The sequence below is a fragment of the Nocardia sp. NPDC056100 genome, from assembly GCF_042266325.1.
Classification (GTDB): Bacteria; Actinomycetota; Actinomycetes; order Mycobacteriales; family Mycobacteriaceae; genus Nocardia.
The window spans coordinates 44695-64132 of the sequence record NZ_JBHJVY010000001.1; the positions used below are offsets into that span (position 1 = coordinate 44695).

At 66.0% G+C, this 19438-nt stretch carries 20 protein-coding genes; 11 read left to right on the forward strand and 9 right to left on the reverse strand.

Annotated features, from left to right (window positions below; all coding sequences use genetic code 11):
• Positions 1-184: 184 nt before the first annotated feature.
• Positions 185-529 (forward strand): hypothetical protein, encoded by a 345-nt coding sequence (locus tag ACFC0O_RS00215; protein WP_375952177.1) that lies wholly within the window; start codon positions 185-187, stop codon positions 527-529.
• A 12-nt stretch (positions 530-541) separates the two neighbouring features.
• Here ACFC0O_RS00215 and ACFC0O_RS00220 read toward each other — a convergent pair whose 3' ends face one another.
• The 4 genes from ACFC0O_RS00220 to ACFC0O_RS00235 form a co-directional block, all read right to left on the reverse strand.
• Positions 542-1771, reverse strand: coding sequence for a serine hydrolase (locus ACFC0O_RS00220; protein ID WP_375952180.1), 1230 nt, complete (start codon positions 1769-1771; stop codon positions 542-544).
• Between the two features lie 64 nt (positions 1772-1835).
• Positions 1836-2288, reverse strand: coding sequence for a hypothetical protein (locus ACFC0O_RS00225; RefSeq protein ID WP_375952182.1), 453 nt, complete (start codon positions 2286-2288; stop codon positions 1836-1838).
• Between the two features lie 51 nt (positions 2289-2339).
• A complete protein-coding gene (locus ACFC0O_RS00230) occupies positions 2340-4145 on the reverse strand; it encodes an SLC13 family permease (protein WP_375952185.1) in 1806 nt (601 codons plus the stop codon).
• 39 nt (positions 4146-4184) lie between these two features.
• A complete protein-coding gene (locus ACFC0O_RS00235) occupies positions 4185-4808 on the reverse strand; it encodes a carbonic anhydrase (protein ID WP_364634702.1) in 624 nt (207 codons plus the stop codon).
• A gap of 167 nt (positions 4809-4975) precedes the next feature.
• Here ACFC0O_RS00235 and dinB point away from each other — a divergent pair, with 167 nt between their 5' ends.
• From dinB to ACFC0O_RS00255, 4 genes are all read left to right on the forward strand, one after another.
• Positions 4976-6202 (forward strand): DNA polymerase IV, encoded by a 1227-nt coding sequence (dinB, locus tag ACFC0O_RS00240; protein WP_375955840.1) that lies wholly within the window; start codon positions 4976-4978, stop codon positions 6200-6202.
• Between the two features lie 74 nt (positions 6203-6276).
• A complete protein-coding gene (locus ACFC0O_RS00245) occupies positions 6277-6738 on the forward strand; it encodes an SRPBCC family protein (protein ID WP_364634705.1) in 462 nt (153 codons plus the stop codon).
• Positions 6735-7088 (forward strand): ArsR/SmtB family transcription factor, encoded by a 354-nt coding sequence (locus ACFC0O_RS00250; protein WP_375952189.1) that lies wholly within the window; start codon positions 6735-6737, stop codon positions 7086-7088. Before ACFC0O_RS00245 ends, ACFC0O_RS00250 begins: the two co-directional genes overlap by 4 nt.
• A 39-nt stretch (positions 7089-7127) precedes the next feature.
• Complete coding sequence (locus tag ACFC0O_RS00255) at positions 7128-7571, forward strand: SRPBCC domain-containing protein (protein WP_375952192.1); 444 nt, start codon at positions 7128-7130, stop codon at positions 7569-7571.
• Between the two features lie 19 nt (positions 7572-7590).
• On the opposite strand, the gene ACFC0O_RS00260 is transcribed toward ACFC0O_RS00255, so the two are convergent.
• A complete protein-coding gene (locus tag ACFC0O_RS00260) occupies positions 7591-8595 on the reverse strand; it encodes an alpha/beta hydrolase (protein ID WP_375952195.1) in 1005 nt (334 codons plus the stop codon).
• A 154-nt stretch (positions 8596-8749) separates the two neighbouring features.
• On the opposite strand from ACFC0O_RS00260, the gene ACFC0O_RS00265 reads away from it, so the two are divergent.
• Positions 8750-10792 carry an ArnT family glycosyltransferase gene (locus ACFC0O_RS00265; protein ID WP_375952198.1) on the forward strand — a complete coding sequence of 681 codons (2043 nt, stop codon included), beginning with the start codon at positions 8750-8752 and terminating at the stop codon, positions 10790-10792.
• An 11-nt stretch (positions 10793-10803) separates the two neighbouring features.
• Here the strand turns inward: ACFC0O_RS00265 and ACFC0O_RS00270 are convergent, their stop codons facing one another.
• A complete protein-coding gene (locus ACFC0O_RS00270) occupies positions 10804-11670 on the reverse strand; it encodes a class II glutamine amidotransferase (protein ID WP_375952201.1) in 867 nt (288 codons plus the stop codon).
• A gap of 66 nt (positions 11671-11736) precedes the next feature.
• Here ACFC0O_RS00270 and ACFC0O_RS00275 point away from each other — a divergent pair, with 66 nt between their 5' ends.
• From ACFC0O_RS00275 to ACFC0O_RS00290, 4 genes are all read left to right on the forward strand, one after another.
• Complete coding sequence (locus tag ACFC0O_RS00275; RefSeq protein ID WP_375952204.1) at positions 11737-12162, forward strand: nitroreductase family deazaflavin-dependent oxidoreductase; 426 nt, start codon at positions 11737-11739, stop codon at positions 12160-12162.
• Between the two features lie 25 nt (positions 12163-12187).
• Positions 12188-13591 (forward strand): FAD-binding protein, encoded by a 1404-nt coding sequence (locus ACFC0O_RS00280; RefSeq protein WP_375955843.1) that lies wholly within the window; start codon positions 12188-12190, stop codon positions 13589-13591.
• An 89-nt stretch (positions 13592-13680) separates the two neighbouring features.
• Positions 13681-14559, forward strand: coding sequence for an ABC transporter ATP-binding protein (locus ACFC0O_RS00285; protein WP_375952207.1), 879 nt, complete (start codon positions 13681-13683; stop codon positions 14557-14559).
• Positions 14556-15761: an ABC transporter permease gene (locus tag ACFC0O_RS00290; RefSeq protein WP_375952210.1), complete on the forward strand. Its 1206-nt coding sequence runs from the start codon at positions 14556-14558 to the stop codon at positions 15759-15761. The genes ACFC0O_RS00285 and ACFC0O_RS00290 overlap by 4 nt, the downstream gene beginning before the upstream one ends.
• Before the next feature lie 3 nt (positions 15762-15764).
• Here the strand turns inward: ACFC0O_RS00290 and ACFC0O_RS00295 are convergent, their stop codons facing one another.
• Complete coding sequence (locus ACFC0O_RS00295) at positions 15765-16229, reverse strand: DUF4333 domain-containing protein (protein ID WP_375952213.1); 465 nt, start codon at positions 16227-16229, stop codon at positions 15765-15767.
• Positions 16230-16356: 127 nt separating this feature from the next.
• Between ACFC0O_RS00295 and ACFC0O_RS00300 the strand changes: the two genes are divergently transcribed.
• Positions 16357-17082 (forward strand): TetR/AcrR family transcriptional regulator, encoded by a 726-nt coding sequence (locus ACFC0O_RS00300; RefSeq protein ID WP_375952216.1) that lies wholly within the window; start codon positions 16357-16359, stop codon positions 17080-17082.
• 1 nt (position 17083) lies between these two features.
• Here ACFC0O_RS00300 and ACFC0O_RS00305 read toward each other — a convergent pair whose 3' ends face one another.
• Both ACFC0O_RS00305 and ACFC0O_RS00310 read right to left on the reverse strand, forming a co-directional pair.
• Entirely contained in the window at positions 17084-18073 is a 990-nt protein-coding gene (locus ACFC0O_RS00305; protein WP_375952218.1) for a diiron oxygenase, read from the reverse strand.
• A gap of 97 nt (positions 18074-18170) precedes the next feature.
• Complete coding sequence (locus ACFC0O_RS00310; RefSeq protein WP_375952221.1) at positions 18171-19412, reverse strand: epoxide hydrolase family protein; 1242 nt, start codon at positions 19410-19412, stop codon at positions 18171-18173.
• Positions 19413-19438 lie beyond the last annotated feature (26 nt).

Below are 19438 nucleotides of genomic sequence, written 5' to 3' on the forward strand. Positions count from 1 at the left end.
CTAATGACGTCCCGACCTGTCGGAAAGACAGAATCGAGACAGCCGATTGCGCGTATCGGACACCGTTCGTGACCCGGGTCCGGGAACCGCCTGCACCGCCCCGACCTCCGGCGGGATAGATTGCCCGGGAGCTCGCGGTAAACCAGCAGTCAACCCATCGACCCTTCAGGGACGGAGTCCGGACGTGTCCGACGCAGCACCGATCAGCTGGGACCACCTCAAATCCCGGCAGCCCACCGACGCCGACCGCGCCGCGCTGCAAACAGAACTCGTCGCCCGCGCCCGCGCCGTGCGCCAGGACGGCTGGGCCGACCACCGCACCGAATGGTCCCCGAGCGAGGTCGCCGGGGTCGCCTACCTACTCCAGGACACAGAGGTGTTGGAGGAAATCGGCGAACAGGAAGGCTCGGTGCTGACCGTGTTCGCGGGAAACCTGTACGGGTTCAACGGAGCTCGCAAGGATATCGAGGCCGGGTTGGTCGGCACCCAGGCTTGGTTCGACGCCGCCCGCGCGGCGCTGGGTTCCTGAACCGCCCCTCGTTCAGATGTGGCGGGGCACCGCGTCGGAGATCCGGGCGACCAGCTGCCACGGTCGGGAGGTGTCCGCGGTGGCCTTACCGCTGGTGAGGATTGCGCCGGACAGGCCGCGGGCCGGATCGGACCAGCCGTACTGGGTGGTCAAACCGCTTCGGCCGAAATGGGATTCGGTGTGGCGGCCGAATTTGGAGCGGCGTGCGCCCAGTTCGTATCCGGCCACCGATACTCGGCCCGCCGCGCCGGGAATCCAGCGGGCGGGCTGGACGGCCTGTTGCACGGTTTCCGGGCGCATGATTCGGACGCCGTCCAGTTCACCTCCGCGCGTGAGGATTTCGTAGAACCTGGAGAGTTCATACGCGGTGGTGACCAGGTTGCCCGAGGGGAGTTCGGCGGTGAGGAAGGCTCGGGTATCGGCCTCGGGGTTGGGACCGGTGAGACCACCGCCCAGGGCTCTCCCCGCCAGATGACGCCAGATCCGGGAGGGGCCGGGGCCCACCTTGACGCTCGGGACGACCGCGTCCACATCGGCGGGATCGACACCGAAGTTGTTCCAGCGGAAGCCCAATGGATCCAGGACCTGTTCGCGCAGATGGTCGCGCATGGGCTTGCCGGTGGCGCGGCGCACCAGCAGACGCTGGATCAAACCGCTGGTGAGCGCGTGATAGACGCGGAACCGGCCGGGCTTCCAACTGGGGACCAGATCGGCGAGACCCCGCACCGCCAGCTCTTCGTCGAGGACCATCGCGGTGCCGGAGTAGGGCGCGGAAATGAAGGGGACGCCCGCCGAATGCGAGAGCACATCGGCAATGGTGATGCGTTGCTTACCGTTGGCCGCGAACTCCGGAATGTACTGGCTGACCGGATCATTCAGCGCGAACGCGCCCTGTTCGATGAGCATGAACATGAGTGCGGCGGCGACGCCCTTGGCGGTGGAGAAGCCGCAGAACGGCATATCGGGGGTGATGAGCTGTTTGGGTGTCTCGGCGGTGTCGGCGGGGCCATTGCCCCAGCCGTGCCCGATGGCCCGATTCAACAGGATCTTGCCGTCGCGGCGCAGACAGATCTGAATGGCCGGGGTGGTGCCCATGCGGTACCAGTCGCACACCGATTCCCAGATCGCCTCGACCGCGCGCGGATCCACCCCGAGCGCGGCGGCATCGTCCTCCGGTCCGGTGGTGGTCACCGTCTCGAGTTCGGGGTCGATCGGCACCATCGCTATCGCACCTGTGCTCATCCGACCAGGATAGTGAGGACCATTCGGTAGTTTCTGTGACGCGTCTGGCCGGAGTGTGGCAGCGCTAATCGGAACTGCTGCTCGAACTGCTGGAACCCGAATCGCTCGAACTGGAACCGGAATCGCTGGAACCGCTGCTGCCGCTGTCGTAACTGGAGCCACCGCTGTCGTGACTCGAGCCGTGACCGCCGTGATCGTGGGACCAGCTGTGGCCGTGATGGCTCTGGTCCGAACCGCCGTGGTGACCGGAATCCCAGTCGCGATGGTGGTGACCGTGTTGCTGGTGGCCGTAGCCGTCCGAACCTCCCCAGGACGGATCGCCGGGCTGCCAGGGCGCGTTATTCGAGCTGTCATCGAAGAACGCGTGGGTCCAATGCTGACCGGAGTTCCGCCCCGGCCCCTGACCCGGAATCGGCAGTCGACGGGGTGAGCTGCGGGTGACGAGCACGATCACGATCACCACCGGCACGACGATCACGCACAGCACCGCCGGGATCAGTACGAGCAGAATCTCCATGCCCGGATTATCGATGCTGGAAGCGGGTTTCGTGCGCCGAGCCCGCGACGCTCAGAACGACCAGATCAGTGGCACGATGCCGAGTGCGACCACGAGGTACAGCGCCAGCACCGGGAGCCCGAACCGCCAGTAGTCGCCGAAGCGATAACCGCCCGGACCCAGGATCATCAGATTCGCGGGTGTGGCGATCGGCGTCAGCACGGCCGCCGCGGCCGCGATCGCCACGCACATGAGCACCGGGCGCAGGGAGATCCCGGCGTCTGCGGCCGCGGATACCGCGACCGGGACGATGACCAGTGCGGTGGCGGTATTACTGATGAATTGCCCCAGCAGCGCGGTGATTACGAATAAACCGAGCAGCAGCAGGATGCCATTGCCGCCCGCCGCGGACACGACCGTATGCGCGACCTGATCCGCGGCGCCGGAATGCTGCATGGCGATCGAGAGCGGGAACATGCCGCCGATGAGAACGACCGTGGTCCAGGAGATACTGCGATACGCGCCACCGGGATCGAGGACCCGCAACACCACCATGGCGCAGGCCGCGAGCAGGACCGCCACCGCCGCCGGAACCACTCCGGTCGCCATCAACAGCACCATCACCGCGACGACCCCCAGCGCCCGCCACGCGCGCGGACCAGGCGGCACCAGTTGGCTGCGCAGCGCACCGGGCGACTCCACGCTGAGCACATCCGCGCGGCGATCAGCCTTGCGCGCCAACGCATCCCACGAACCGTGCAGCAGCAGGGTGTCCCCCGCCGCCATGCGAATGTTGCCCGATTCGCGGTCCCGCCCGTCCCGGCGCACACCGAGCACGACGACATCACCCACATCCGACGACATGCCCGGGAACACCCGCTGCCCCACCAGCCGTGAGCGCGGGCTCACCACGACTTCGAGCAGACCCGTCTCGGCATTGAGCAGCAGCGGAATCAGCTGGTCATCGTCGGGTGCGGTGCGCCGCTCCAGATGCTGTTGCCGCGCAAAGCTGTTCACGGCATCGGGCGCACCGCGCACGACGAGCAGGTCGCCGCGCTCGACGGGGTCTTGGCCGCGGGTCTGTTCATCCGCCGTCAGCACGGTCACCGGGAACACCCCGGGCGGCTTGTGATCGATCAAGGTGTCGGCGGGCAGACCGACCAGCGGCGAGTCCCCGCGCACGCGCAAAAGCGCTGCGCCGCCGGTGAGTTGGTAGTCGTAGACCAGGGTCCGCGCGTGTTCGCTCAGATCGGCGGGCAGGGTTTCGGGATCGCGGTCGGGCAGCAGTCGTTCGAGGAGCAGGGCGAGCGCGATGGTCCCCGCGACGAGTGGAATACCGGCGACCGCGAAGTCGAAGAACCTGAACTTCGGCACGCCCGCGGCTTCGGCGGCCTCGTTCACGAGCACATTGACCGGGGTTCCGGTCAGCACCAACAGCGTTCCGGCGTGTGCGGCGTAGGCCAGCGGCACCAGGAACTTCGACGGTCGCGCACCGAGTGTGATGGCCAGCGACACCGTCACCGGCAGCAGCGCGGCCACCGCACCGTTCTGGGTCAGCAGTGCGGCCAGCGCGGCGGAGACCAGCATGGCCAGCACCAGCGCCCGGCGCTGCCGCCCACCCGAGAGCGCGACGATCCGGCGACCCGCCCAGCCGGTGATACCGCTGGCCTCGAGCGCACCGCTGACCACGAACATGGCGGCGATGAACACCACCACCGGATCACCGAATCCGGCGAACACCTGATCGGAATCGATGAGCCCGAGCGCGTAGACCAGCAGTGCCGAACCCAGAGCGACGATCTCCACCGGGAGCCGGTTCCACAGGAACAGGGCGATCACCACGCCCAGCACGATCAGGCACTGCGTCGCCTGGCTCACGGCGTCATCCCTTCCGTCGGCAGGGAATCTCTTTCGGTGTCAGGCGATTTCGCCGATATTGCCGATGACGCGGTGCAGATTGATGCGGCCGTCGGCGAGTTGGTAGGTGACGCAGGCGATGGCGCATTCGCCGGCCGCGACGCGTTCGGAGATGATGATCGAGCGCTGCATGAGCACCCGTGCGGTCTCCACCACGTGCCGGGCTTCTAGATCGTCGACCTCTTCCAGGCCCTCGCGGCGGCCGATGAGGATGGAGGGCGTCACGCGTTCGACGACGCTGCGAATGAATCCGCCTGGGACATCGCCATTGTCGAGGGCATCGATGGTGGCGCGCACCGCCCCGCAGCTGTCATGCCCGAGCACCACGATGAGCGGGACGTTGAGCACGTGCACGCCGTATTCGATGGATCCGAGCACCGAACTGTCGATGACGTGTCCGGCGGTGCGCACCACGAACATATCGCCGAGGCCCTGATCGAAGATGATCTCGGCCGCCACCCGGGAGTCACCGCAGCCGAACAGGATCGCGTGCGGTTGCTGTCCGCCGACGAGTTTGGCGCGTGCGGCAGCGCCCTGACTGGGGTGCTGGAGTGTGCCTTTGACGAAGCGCTCATTGCCTTCACGCAGCGACTTCCAGGCACCGATCGGATTGGAGTGCGGCATGCGCCCTAATCTTCCACAGTCGCCCCGGGCCGATGGCCGCAATTCAGTTACGGTCTAGCAAATCAGCACGTGCGGGAGCGGTCCGCGCGGCCCGATATTCGAAGAGCGCGCATGGCCGCCACCGAAATGATCGATGTGGGCGCTACACTCTTGGCGCTATGGAACATATGTTCGAGTCGAGTGCGGACGGCCGCCCGGGGAATCGCCCCGAACGGGCGGCGATTCTGCACGCCGACCTGGACTCCTTCTACGCCTCGGTGGAACAGCGCGATGATCCGCGCCTGCGCGGGAAACCGGTGCTCGTGGGGTCGGGGGTGGTGCTCGCTGCGAGCTATGAGGCCAAAGCGTTCGGTGTTCGGACGCCGATGAATTCGAGGCAGGCGCTGCGATTGTGCCCGCATGCGATCGTGGTGCCGCCGCGCATGTCCGCCTACGCGCAGGCGAGCAAGCTGGTGTTCGAGATCTTCCGGGATACCACGCCCGAGGTGGAGGGCATCTCGATCGATGAGGCGTTCCTGGATGTGAGCGGGCTGTGGCGGATCGCCGGGACGCCGGTGGAGATCGCGCGGGGTTTGCGGGAGCGTGTTCGGCGCGAGGTGGGGCTGCCGATTTCGGTGGGGGTGGCGCGCACCAAGTTTCTGGCGAAGGTCGCCAGCGCCGTTTCCAAACCCGATGGGCTGCTGGAGGTTCCGCCGGATGGGGAGCTGGAATTCCTGCATCCGCTGCCGGTGGAACGGCTCTGGGGTGTGGGCGAGGTGACCGCACGAGAGCTGCGTGAGCGCGGAATCACCCGGGTCGGGCAGTTGGCCGAAATGGGTGAGGGGCCGCTGGCCGGGGTGCTCGGATCGGCGGCCGGGCGGCATCTGCACGCACTGTCGTGGGCGCGCGATCCGCGGCGGGTCGAGACCGGGCGCAGGCGGCGATCGATCGGCGCGCAGCGCGCGCTGGGCCGTCGTACCCGCACCGATGACGAGATCGAGGCGTATCTGTTCGGCCTGGCCGATCGGCTGGGGCACCGGCTGCGCAAGGCGCGCCGGGTATGCCGAACCGTGGTGCTGCGCTTGCGATTCGACGATTTCGGCCGTGCCACCCGCTCGCATACGCTGGCCGAGGCCACCGATAACGGCGAGGTCATTCTGCATGCGGCGCGCACGTTGCTGGCCGCGGCGCTGCCCATGATTCACGAGCGCGGGCTGACACTGGTCGGTCTGGCGCTGACCAATCTCGATGACGCGGACACCATGCAGTTGTCGCTGCCGCTGGAGCATCGCGCGGAATCGACCCTCGATTCGACGCTGGACGAGCTCCGCAATCGATTCGGCGCGGGCACGGTCACGCGCGCCGCCCTGCTGGGTCGTGGAGAGGGACTGTCGGTTCCGATTCTGCCGGATTGAGCAACCAATGGTTGCGTGTTCGCCGATCGAGGACTACCGTCATACGCAACCAAACGTTGCATATGGAGGCCGGTATGACGAGTCTGGAATTCGGAAGCATTGAACGGGAGATTCACGTCGACGCCCCGCCCGAGGTGGTGTTCGAGGTGGTCAGCAGTCCGGAGCACATTTCGGAGTGGTGGACCGACGATGCCTCCTACGAGGTGAAACAGGGCGCGGTCGGCGAATTCGTCTGGGGTGATCGGGTCGACGTGCTGGCGATGACGGTGGTCACCGTGGAGCCGCCGCGCCTGTTCGCGTTCCGGTGGTGCTATCCGGACAACGAGGTCGACGATGCGGTGAATTCGATGCTGGTCACCTTCGAGCTGACGCCCACCGACACCGGCACCACCATCCGCATGGTCGAGACCGGGTTCCGCGAAATGGGCTGGGAGGTGGCCAAGTTGGAGGCGCAGTACAACGATCACGTCTCCGGTTGGGACACCTATATTCCGCGCCTGGGCGAATACATCGGGAAGCTGGTGTCCGCGCTATGACCACCGTGGTCGACGACGACCTGTGGTCGGCCATCGGCGATCCGACCCGTCGGCGCATGCTCGACCTGTTGCTGGCCGACGGTGATGGCACGGCCACCAGTCTCAGTGAACGACTACCCGTCACCCGGCAGGCCATCGCCAAACATCTCGGCGTACTCGACCGCGTCGGCCTGGTGCACGGCACGCCCGCCGGGCGCGAACGCCGCTATCGCGTCGATGAGGCCCAATTGGCCCGCGCCGTAGCGCAATTGGCCCAGGTCGGGTCGGAATGGGATGCCCGATTGCGGCGCATCAAACGGCTCGCCGAAGCGATTCAGCGCGCCAAGGAAAAGCACGACGCACAGCAGTGACCGAACACGGCAAGATCAAGCACAGAAGGAAGAACGACAATGGTGGACATCCTGCACCAGGTAGGAATCAAATCGCCCAAGGCCGAGGTCTATTCGGCGCTGACCAGCGTCGAGGGCCTATCCGGCTGGTGGGCCAGTAATACCTCCGGCAAGGGCAATGACGTCGGCGGCGTGCTCCAATTCCGTTTCGGCCCCGGCGGAATCGATATGAAGGTCGTCGACCTCGTCTCGGACAAGCGGGTGCTCTGGGAGGTCGTCGACGGTCCGGAGGAGTGGATCGGCACTCATGTCGAGTTCGAGCTCGAACAGGCCGACGAGTACGCCAATGTGATGTTCCGGCATCTGGGCTGGAAGGAGCCTGTACCGTTCATGCACCATTGCAGCACGAAGTGGGCGGTATTCCTGGTCAGCCTGAAGCAGCTGATCGAAACGGGTACGGGCGCACCGGATCCGCGCGATATCAAGATCGACAGCTGGAACTGATCCGCCCGATCCCCCGCGGCTAGTTGCCGGTGGTCAGCGATCGTTCGATGCCCGGCCAGGCTTGATGCAGCGCGTCCTGCCAGTACGGCCACGAATGCTGACCGCCGGGGACATAGGTGTAGGTCGCGGGTATGCCCAGTTGCGTTGTGCGCTTCTCCAATTCGTGCGTACAGGTGTCGACGACCGATTCGAGCGCTCCGCCGCCGGCGGCGGTATGGGCGCGCCCGGTGGGGTCCGCCGCTCCGCCGTCACCGGCGGAGATGTGCAGATCGATCCCGCGCAATTTCTCCAGATTCTCCGGGGTGGACGGATCGTTGGCGACCCAGCCCGGCGCTCCGTCCACGCCCCACATATTCCACGGATTGCCGCCGCCGGAGAGCACCACCGCCTGCACATACCGTCGGCCCGGATCGGTGCTGGTTTCGGCGCAGCCGCTGAACGAGCCGACGCTGCGGTACAGCTCGGGCGCGGATTCGGCCAGGGAAAGCGCGGCGGTGCCCGACATCGACACTCCCACAATGGCATTGCGGCCGGAACCGTTCAGTTCCGCATCGAGCAACGGCGGGAGTTCTCGCGTCAGGAAGGTGGTCCATTTATTGCGACCCAGGTTCGGATCGTCGGCGATCCAGTCGGTGTAGTAGGTGTAGCGGCCGTCCAGGACCGTCACGGTATTGACGTTCTTATCGGCCATGAAGTCGGCCAGATCGGTATTGGTCTCCCAGGAGGATTCGACGCCACTCGCGTCGACACCGTCCTCCGCGCCATTGAGCAGATAGAGCGTCGGTTGCGGGCGACCGGAATCGGCGGCCCGGATGATGCGCAAGCCGATCACCCGGTTCATGGCGGCCGAGTACACGTAGATGGTTTCGCGCCGCTCATCGGTGCGCACCACATGATCGATATGTGAGCCGTCCGCCGCTTCCGCCGGTGCGGCCGCACCGGCGGGCACCGCCACCAATGCCGCCGATGCGGCGCATACCGAAACCACGACCCATCTACCGATCTTGCGACGCTGCACACTCATCCGATCACCTGACGTCCACTGCCGAATCACTGGGCCAACGCCCAAGATCGTTCCCGCGTTCCCCACTCGAAAAATTGCCCCGCATAACCCGATTCACAGCGTTTTCCCAGCTAGAGGCCAGGCTCCTCACCGGCTCGGCGGCGAGACTCCCGCGGTGACCGTCACCACCGCCGAGTCCGCGCCGCCCGTATCGACGCCGCCCGCCGAAACCGCAACGGCCCTGCTGCCACCCGCCCGCAGATGGGAGCGGCTGGGATTGGCCGCGCTGCTGCTGGGCACCGCCGTGGCCTACCTCTGGAATATCACCGTCAATGGGATGGGCAATGGGTTCTATGCCGCCGCGGTGTGGTCGGGCTCGGACGATTGGAAGTCACTGCTGTTCGGGTCCCTGGATCCGGGCAATTTCATCACCGTCGACAAGCCGCCGGTCTCGCAATGGGTGATGGCGCTCTCGGGTCAGATCTTTGGCTTCAGCAGTGCCAGCATGCTCGCGCCGCAGGCGCTCATGGCGGTGGCCGCTGTCGCGCTCATGTACGGCGCGGTCACCCGGGTCACCGCGAATCGCGGAGCCGGATTGCTCGCGGGCGCGGTCCTGGCGGTGACACCCGTGGTGGCGCTGATGTTCCGGTTCAACAATCCTGACGCGGTCATGGTGCTGCTCATGACAGCGGCCGCCTACTGCACGATTAGGGCACTGCCCAGGGCGAGCCTGCGCTGGCTGCTACTGGCCGGTGTCGCACTGGGTTTCGCGTTCCTGGCCAAGATGCTCGAGGGTTTGATGGTGTTGCCCGCGCTCGGGCTGGCCTATCTGGTGGTCGCGCCGACCACCCTGCGCAATCGATTCCTGCACCTGCTCGCCGCAGCGGGCGCGCTGCTGGTCTCCTCGGGCTGGTATGTGCTGCTGACCATCCTGTGGCCGGAGTCCTCACGGCCGTATCTGGCGGGGTCCAAGGACAACACGTTCATGGATCTGGTGCTGGGCTACAACGGATTCGCGCGCTACCTGGGCCACAACCATATGGGCGGCCGCAATCCGTTCCAATTGCCCGAGGGCTATCAGATCCCGCACAGCATCGAACAGCATTTCGGCCCGGGCGGATTCGGGTCGGGGCGCACCCGCATGTTCACCGGCGAGATCGGTTTCGAGATCTCCTGGTTGTTACCCGCGGCGCTGCTGGCGTTCGTGCTCGTTATCATCGCCCGCCGCAAGGAGCCTCGCATCGACCTGATCCGTGGCGCCGCACTGGTTTTCGGGCTATGGCTGATCATCGACGGCGTCGCGTTCTCGGGCATGCAGGGCGGTATGCACGCCTACTACACCCTCGCCGTGGCACCGGCCATCGCCGGGGTGTTCGCGCTCGGCGCGCATGAGCTGTGGCAGCGGCGCACGACGGCCTTCGGCCGAATCGGCGGGGCCGCACTGATTCTCAGCATGGGCGGCTGGGCCTTCGTGCTGTTGCAGCGCAATCACGCGTGGCAGCCGTGGCTGCGCTGGACGATCCTCGCGCTCACCGCGGTGACGGTGCTCGGCTTGATTTTGGCGGCGCTGCCGCCCGCCGCGAAACGCGCCCGCACCCGCGATCGCGCCACCTCGCTGTTGCTCATCGCGGGCATTCTCGCCGGGCTCGCGGGTTCGGTGGCCTATACCGCCGCGACCCTGCCGCAGTCGCATACCGGCGGCGGACCGAGCGTCGGCCCACCGGCCCCGCCCCGAGACTTGGGTGCGCTCAGCGCTTTCCGCAGTCAGATGAGCATGATGATGGGAAACGGTGACGTCGATCCGCAATTGGTCGCCCTGCTGAAGGCCACCGATACGAAATGGTCCGCCGCCATCGACCGGTCCGGTCCGGCGGCCGGGCTCGAATTGGCCACTCGCACCTCGGTGATCGCCATCGGCGGGTTCACCTCCGAGGATCCGGTGCCGACGCTGCCGCAATTCCAGCAGTATGTGCGCGATCGCCAGATCGGCTACTACATCGTCCCCGAGGTGAAACTGCCCGACTCCTGGCGCACCGATAAGAAGCCCGCCGATCCGACAGCGCCTGCGGCACAGCCGAATCCGGCGCAGCCTAACTCCGAGGCCGGGGTGTGGCGGCCCGCCGGGAACAAGCAGATTCTGGACTGGGTGATGGCTCACTACACCGAACAGCACGTCGGCAATCTCGCGGTCTTCGATCTCACCGCACCGGCGCGCTGACTGTCGCGGCCCTACTGCCCGGTCTGCGAGGCCGCGGCGGTGGGGTCGAGGTCGGCCAGTGAGAGTGGGTGGCGGGGTGCGGAATTCATGATGATGTGGGACGTCACCCGCAGCGCACCGTCGACGTGCAGGAGTTCCCCGGGCGCGAGCGCACGCCAGCCCGGGTCGGGATCCATGCGCTCGGTCGCGATGACCACGGCCGGATAATCGGTGAGTTGTGCACTGGCCGCGTGGATTCCGGTGCGCCCACCGTGCTCGAGATGGTGAGTTCCGTCCGGGCCGCCGGGATCTCGCTCCAGTACGAATAGATCGTGGGTGTCGGGATAGCGCAGCGCCCACAGGTCGGTGGCGGTGGTCAGGATTATATTGAGCGCGTAGACGGGCAGGTTGTCCGCGATCCAGCGCACCGCGTCGGCGATGCCCGCGCTCACGTCTCCCCCGTGCCGATCCGTGCGCTGGGTGATGAGCGCGAAGAACCGTTCGGAATCGGTATCGCCCCGCACCAGAGCGCGGTAGTCACCGAGTTCCGCTTCCAATTCGGGCAGGCCCTGCAATACACCGTTGTGCGCGAACAATCGATCGTGCTGTTCGAATGGATGCGTATTGTTCGGTTGCAAACCGCCGGTGGACGCGAAGCGGACGTGGGCGATGAATATGGCCGATTCCCGCTCCCGCGCTTCCCTGGTGAAGTCCGCGTCCCGATACGCCGCGATCGGCTGCTTCTCCACCAGGGGTTTGCCGTCCGCGGTGAAGGTGCCCAGCCCGACCCCGTCCGGTTCCCGATGGCTCTGCTGCTCCAGACTGTCCGGGGCGTTCACCAACCAGAATGTGGCTTTGACCCGCTGCGGTGCGGCCGAAAGTCCGAACAGCCTGCACATGGCGTCCTCCTCGAAAGTCGACGGCCCTCCGAAATATTCTGCACCGCGGCCAAGTTGGTAGAACGCATGGCCGATGAAGCACGTCAGCAGCTCAACCAGAAGATCATCGACGAATTCCGCGCGAATTCGGGGAAGCTCGGGGGTCAGTTCGCCGGAATGGACCTGCTGTTGCTGACCACGATAGGCGCGCACAGCGGCGAAGCGCGCACCTGGCCGCTCGGTTTCCATCGCGACGGCGAGGACATCGTCATCTTCGCGGCCAATGGCGGTCGCCCCAATCGGCCGGGCTGGTACTACAACCTGCTGGCGCACCCGGACGCCACCATCGAGGTCGGTGCGGAAACCCTCCCCGTCCGGGCTGCCGTGGCCGGTGGCGACGAACGCCAGCGCCTCTGGGACACCGTGCTCACCCCCTTCCCCTTCCTGGCCGACTTCCAGGCCAAGGTCTCCTGGGAAATCCCCGTGATCATGCTGTCCCGCAACGAGAACTGATCGCGGCTACCGTGGCGGTGTGACTATCACCGCAGGGGAAAGTGTGATCGATCGCCGCGCCCTCACCGGCTGGAGCCGCACGGCTTCCACAGTGGCACAGGTACTTTCGACCGACGATATCGATCGGGTGGCGCGCGCGGTCCGGGAGGCGGGCCCGCGCGGCGTGATCGCCCGGGGCCTGGGCCGCAGCTACGGCGATCCGGCGCAGAACGGCGGCGGCCTGGTCGTCGATATGACGGCGTTCGCCCGGATCCACAGCGTCGACCCCGAGTCCGGCGTCGTCGATGTGGATGCCGGGGTGAGCCTGGACGCGCTCATGCGCACGGTGCTGCCGCACGGACTGTGGGTTCCGGTGCTGCCGGGCACGCGGCAGGTGACCGTGGGCGGGGCCATCGCCTCCGATATCCATGGCAAGAACCATCATTCGCACGGCAGCTTCGGCAATCACGTGCTCTCGATCGAATTGCTGACCGCCGACGGATCGGTGCGCACACTGGAACCCGAAGGACCCGAATCGGAACTGTTCTGGGCGACCGTCGGCGGTATGGGCCTGACCGGCATCGTGGTGCGTGCGCGAGTGCGTTGCAAGCACACCGAAACCGCGTATTTCATTGTCGACAATGACCGCACCACATCCCTCGCCGAGACCATGGAACTACTGACCGGTGGATCCGATGACGGCTACGACTATTCGATGTCGGTGCCGGACACCATCAGCACCGGTGCAAGACTCGGGCGGGCCGCGTTCAGTCGCGGGTCCCTGGCCAAACTTGATGAGCTGCCGATGAAGTTGCGTGGGAATCCGTTGAAATTCGATGCGCCGCAGCTGTTCACCGTGCCGGATATCTTCCCGAACGGGATGGTCAACAAGGTGACCGCGCGGATGCTGGCCGAGGTGGCGTATCGGGCGTTCCCGAAGCGGGCGCGTGGGCGGATTCAGAATTTGACGCAGTTCTATCACCCGCTGGATCTGCTCGGGGAATGGAATCGGGCCTATGGGCGGCGCGGGTTCCTGCAGTATCAGCTGTCCATGCCGTTCGGGGTGGAGGATCAGCTTGCCGATGCGGTGCGTGCGATCGCGCACTCCGGGCATCCATCGTTCCTGAATGTGTTCAAGCGGATGGGGCCGGGTAATCGTGCGCCGCTGTCGTGGCCGCATCCGGGTTTCATGTTGAGCCTGGACTTTCCGATCGCGCCCGGACTGGATCGATTGTGCGCGGAATTGGATGAGCGGGTGCTCGCCGCGGGTGGGCGGCTGTACTTCGCGAAGGATTCGCGGACCACTCCGGAGATGGTGCGCGCGATGTATCCGCGGCTCGCGGAATGGCAGCGGGTGCGTGATGCGGCTGATCCGGAGCGGGTGTTCGTGTCCGATCTGGCTCGGCGCGTCCGGCTCGTCGAGGGCGAACCGGTGAGTGCGCGCCGCTAGTCTCGCCGAAGGCATACCTAGACGCAGGTAGTACCGGTCCGCAGGCATGGCAGGCCGAGCGGGCCGGCCGGAAACGCAGGGGAGATTTCATGCTGGAAGTCGCGCATCTGGTGCGCCGATTCGGCGAGAACATCGCCGTGGATGATGTGTCGTTCGCCGTCCAGCCGGGCGCGCTGACCGGATTCGTCGGCGGTAATGGCGCGGGTAAGACCACCACCATGCGAATGATCATGGGTGTCTTGGCCACTCACGGCGGTGAGGTGCGGTGGCAGGGGCATGCGGTGACGGCTGCGGATCGGCGGTCGTTCGGATATATGCCCGAGGAACGCGGCTTGTATCCGAAACAGCCGGTGTTGGATCAGCTGGTGTATTTGGCGCGGTTGCGCGGGTTGACCGCGGTCGCGGCGAAGAAGCAGGCGCAGGAATTGCTGGAACGGTTTCAGCTCGGCGATCGGGGTAAGGACAAACTGGAATCGCTGTCGCTGGGTAATCAGCAGCGGGTGCAGATCGCGGCGGCGGTGATCACCCATCCGACGGCGTTGATTCTCGATGAACCGTTCTCGGGGCTGGATCCGATCGCGATCGATTCGATGGCCGAATTGCTGGGTGAGTATGCGGCCCAGGGGGTTCCGGTGCTGTTCTCCTCGCATCAGCTCGATCTGGTGGAGCGGCTGTGCGATCACCTGGTGATTCTCGCCAAGGGGCATGTGGTGGCGCAGGGCGCGGCCGCCGAATTACGGAATTCGGGTCCGGCGCGGTATCGGCTCGGATTCACCGGTGACACCGACTGGCTCGGCACGCTGTCCGGGGTGCGGATCGTGGAGAACAATGGCGCGGGCCTGCTGCTGGAATTGACCGGTGTGACCACCGATGAATTGCTCACCGCCGCACTGGCGCACGGTTCGGTGCGGGAATTGGCCGAAGTGCGACCGTCGGTGTCGGAGATCTATCGAGAGGTGACAGCATGAGCACCGAAACCGACCACACCGCAGCCGATTCCGCGCCGTCGGGGGTGTGGCGGATTGTCGCCGCGCGGGAGATCGCGGTGAAACTGCGGGACCGGAACTTCCTGGTCTCCACGATTCTGACCGTGCTGGTGATCGTCGCGTCACTGGGTATCAGCGCATTCGTGGGCAGCCGCGCCACCACCGTGGACGTGGCCATTGTGAGCGCGGATGCCGCGCCGATCGTCGCCGCCGCGAATGCGCTGGCGGACAATGCGAACAAGAACGTCACCTTCACCGCGCACCAGGTCGCCGATACGGCGACCGCCGATCAGCAGGTGAAGGATGAGAAGGTCACCGTCGGCCTGCTGCCGGACGCGAACGGCTGGCGACTCATCGGAAAGTCCGCCAAGAACGACGACGCCTCCACCTATCTGACCGCGGCGGTGCAGCAGATCACGTTGCAGCGCAATGCCGCCGCGGCGGGCACATCCATCGAGCAACTGTCCCGGGGCAGCGCCGTGGGTTACGAGCTCATCGACAAGGCGGCGGTCGATCCGGCACTGGCCAAAGTGGTGACCATTGTCTTCGCGTTCCTGTTCTACCTCTCGTCCATCCTGTTCGGTATGGCCATCGCCCAAAGCGTGGTCGAGGAGAAGCAGAACCGCATCGTGGAAATCCTCGCCAGCGCGATTCCGCTGCGCCAGTTGCTGATCGGCAAGGTGGCGGGCAATACCGTGATGGCGTTCGGTCAACTCGTGCTGTTCGGCGGGGCCGGGCTGATCGGCTTGGCCGCGATCGGCAAGGGCGATCAGGTCACCCAGATCGCCGGGGCCGCAGGCTGGTTCATCATCTTCTTCGTGGTCAGCTTCCTGGCGCTGGCCAGCCTGTGGGCGGTCGCGGGCGCGCTCGCCACGCGCAACGAGGACCTGCAATCCACCTCGACGCCGCTGTCGATGTGCATCATGCTGGTGCTGTTCGCGGGCATCTTCCTCACCGGCACCGGCCGCGTCATCGCCTCGTACATCCCGATTGTCAGCGTCGTGGCCATGCCCGGCCGCCTGGCCGACGGCTCCGCCGCCTGGTGGGAACCGTTCATCGCACTGGCCATCACCGCGGTCGCCACCTACACCATCGTGCTCATGGCCGAGAAGCTCTACCGACGCTCGCTCATGCAAACCCAGGGCCGCCTCACCATCCGGCAGGCCCTCAAGGTGGAGGACTGACCGCTAGCCGGTCGGGCGGCTGACGTCGTAATTGCCGGACTGGTCGGTGATTTGGACGGAGACGTGTTTGGGTTCGCCGCCCACCTTGAGGGTGCAGGTGTAGACGGCATTGAGACGCACGGGCATGGAGTTGGGACAGCGGACGGTGGTGATGTCGTCGATGCCGTAGTCGCTCTGCAGGACGGAGACGATCTCCGAGGCGACTTCGGTGTGGTCGAGCGTGCTGGCCGAGGCGGTGGTCGTCGGAACCACTGTCACTGGCGGGGGCGGCGCGACGGGAACTATGGGAACTACGGGTGCGATGGCCGCCGGAGTCGGGGTCTTGGACGTGGTCTTGGTGGCCGCTGCGGCATCTTTGCTCGGGCCTATCGTGCTCACGACCACCACCAGCATGAGACCGGACACGGCTATCGCGCAGACAGCCAGGGTGATCAGGAGGACATTCGGTCTTGGACGCGGCTCGGTCATGCCCGCGATCTTTCCCCGAAGTGCCGTGCTCCGGAAGTGATTCGGTGGTTCGTCCCGATTTCGGTGGGCGGAATGGCGGCCCGGGTGTTCCCTGTCGGCGCGCATCCGGTGCCCTAGACTCGGCGGCGTGACCAGTGCCGAACCCGCCGCCGCCATCGGTGGACGGCAGGCGCGCTGGCAACCGCACAATGATGAGCGGCGTGAGCGGATTATCACCGCCGCCATCGAGTTGCTCGATGAGAACGCGCCCGGGGTCGAAGCGCCGATGCAGCAGATCGCCGAACGGGCCGGGCTCGCCAAATCGGTGGTGTATCGCCAGTTCTCCGGGCGGGACGAATTGGATCGGCAGGTGCGCACCGCCATCTGCGTCGAGTTCGCCGCCACCGTGGACACGGCGCTCGATATCGGGGCCGGATCGATTCGCGAGATCCTCGCGCGCGCGGTCGGAGCGGTTGTCGACTGGATCGCCGAACATCCGCGCCGCGATGAATTCGTGCGCCGCGGACCGGGGGTCGGGGATCCCGACAATATTTCCGCCATGGTGGGGCTGCAGGCCGAGATCGCCAGCCGCGCACGGCGATTGGTGTCCGGTCTGGCCGGGGTGATCGGAGTCGCCGACGAACCGGCGATCGACACCATGACCTTCGCCATCGTCACCATGACCGAATCGACGGTGAGCCGCTGGACGCGCGATCCTGAACCCACGCTGACCCGCGCGAAACTCGTTGCGGCCGTTGCCGGTTACGCCTGGAGCGTGCTCGACGGGGTGGCCCGCGAACACGGACTCACCCTCGATCCGGAGCGCCCGCTGCTGACCGTCCTGAACGAGCTGGCGGCGAACACCCCGGAATGAGTCAGGCGACCCGGCGTTCGGGTTCGCTGCGGTAGCGCGAGGCCGGGCCGTCGATCTTCATCAGCGACCACAGCTGCCGCGCCACCGGATTCATCAGCCCGAGATCGCGTGCGAGTGAACGCATATCGCCGAAATACCCGGACAGGATCTGCCGCGAATGCGGACCCTGCCAGAACGCCTCGCGCATGACCTCGTCCGGAATATCGAACCGGCGCGCGAACGACTTCGACGGTGCCATGATCTCGCCCGCGAGCCAGCGCATCGCCAGCGGGAACGCCACCGAACACACCGCACGCCCCGCGGTGCTCATCCGGGACAGGTGCGCGGCCAGGAATTCACCCGCGAAGGAGATGTGCCGGGCTTCCTCGGCGATGTGAATCTCCATGGTGCGCAGGACCGCCGGGGGCACATTGCCGCCGTGCCGGATGAGCGCCTTCTGATAGTGGTCGATCGGCTCCTCGCCGCCGAGCACCCCGATCAGCAGAATCACATGCGCGTAGCCGCCCGCCACCCCGATGAACGGGGACAGCATCCGGAACAGCGGCCGCATCCCGGGCACATCCACCCCGATGCGGTTCACCAGTTCCTGGAACATCTGAATGTGGTTGCACTCCTCGGTCATTTCGTGGAGGCAGTAGCGGAACTCCGGCGACCCATTGGGCAGCTTCATGATGTACTGCATCATCCCGCGGATCAGCACGCTCTCGAAGGCCGCGCCGACCTTGATGACGTTCGCGATCCGCCAGCGCCCGATCTCGATCTGCCGTTCCAGCGGCAGGTCGCGGTACCACTGCGTGGCGCCCAGCGGATCGTATTCCGGGGCCAGCACCCAGCGCGGATCATTCGGATCCAACTGGAAATCCGGTGCGTCCCAATCGATATCGAGATAGGGGTCGAACTTGCGGTGCACCGAGCCCTCGGACAGGGTGGCCAGCGCCGCGCGGTAGTCGGCGTCGAAGAAGTCGGTGCGAACCGAATCTGACAGCGTCATCGATGTCTCCTCGTGCAGGCGGGCGGCGTGTGACCGCCCGCACTCTTTCGAGGATATATGGGACTCTCGGTCCCACACAATAGTTCGACGACTCCAATCACCGATCACGGAAGGTGCGGCGCAGGTCAGCTACCCATTCGTCGGGGATTTCCCAGGGGATGAAGTGGCCGCCGTAGTCGTGGGCGGTGAGGTTGACGTGGTTGTACCAGGGGGCGCGGTCGGTGGTGAGGAAGTGGGCGACGCGGTTGTCGGTGGTGACGCCGGGTGGGTTTTCGTGGGCTACGAAGGTGATTCCGGTGGGGGCTTCGATCGCCGGTTCGCGGTTGTGGGAGGGGGTCCATGGGTAGCGGTTGTGGTTGGCGTAGATGCGCATCGAGGAACCTATGGAGTTGGTGACCCAGTAGATGGTGGCGTGGGTGAGCAATTCGTCCTTGGTGAAGACGGTTTCGATATCGCCATGGTTATCGCTCCAGGAGGTCCAGCGCTCCAGAATCCAGGACAACATGCCCGCGGGTGAGTCGGACAGGGCGTGGGCCAGGGTGCTCGGGGCGAGCATATGGGCGGCGAGGTGGACGGCGAAACGGTGGTCCAGCTCCACGATTCGCGCGTGCACGTCGGCCGGGAGGCCCTCGGGGATCGGGCGGCCGCCGCTGAGGTCCCAGGCGCGATCGCCGGTGAACATATCGAGTTTCTGGCCCGAGCCGATGTGGATGCCGTACAGCTCATCGGCGTATTTGTGGCCGAGTTGGCCGGTGACCAGCGCGCCGACATCGCATCCGGCGGCCGCGTACTTCTCGTGGCCGAGCACCTCGGTCATGAGGGTGTGCCAGATATCGGCGACCTTCCAGAAATTGAGGTCGGGGCGATCCAGGACGGGCGTGGAGAAGCCGAAACCGGGGAAGGACGGCACGATTACATCGAACGCCTCGGCCGGATCGCCGCCGTGCGCGCCCGGATCGGCGAGCGGATCGATGACCTTGGACCAGTGCCAGAAGGTCCAGGGCCAGCCGTGTGTGAGGATCAGCGGCTTCGGATTCGGGCCCACGCCGGGTTTGCGCATGAAATGCACCGGCACACCGTCGATTTCGACTCGATAGTGTTCGTAGGCGTTGATCTCGGCTTCGGCGGCGCGCCAATCGAAACCGGTCTGCCAGTACTCGACAAGTTCCTGCAGATAGGCGCGCGGGACGCCGTACGAGCCGTCGGCGTTGCCCGCGTCATCGGACCAGCGGGTCAGCGCCAGTCGCTGCCGCAGATCGTCGAGGGTGTCATCCGGGACGTGAATCGGTGGCTGCCGCAACGGAAATGAACGATCCGGGCGGGTGGTTTCGATACTCACACTGGCCTCCTGCATCGGCACGAATA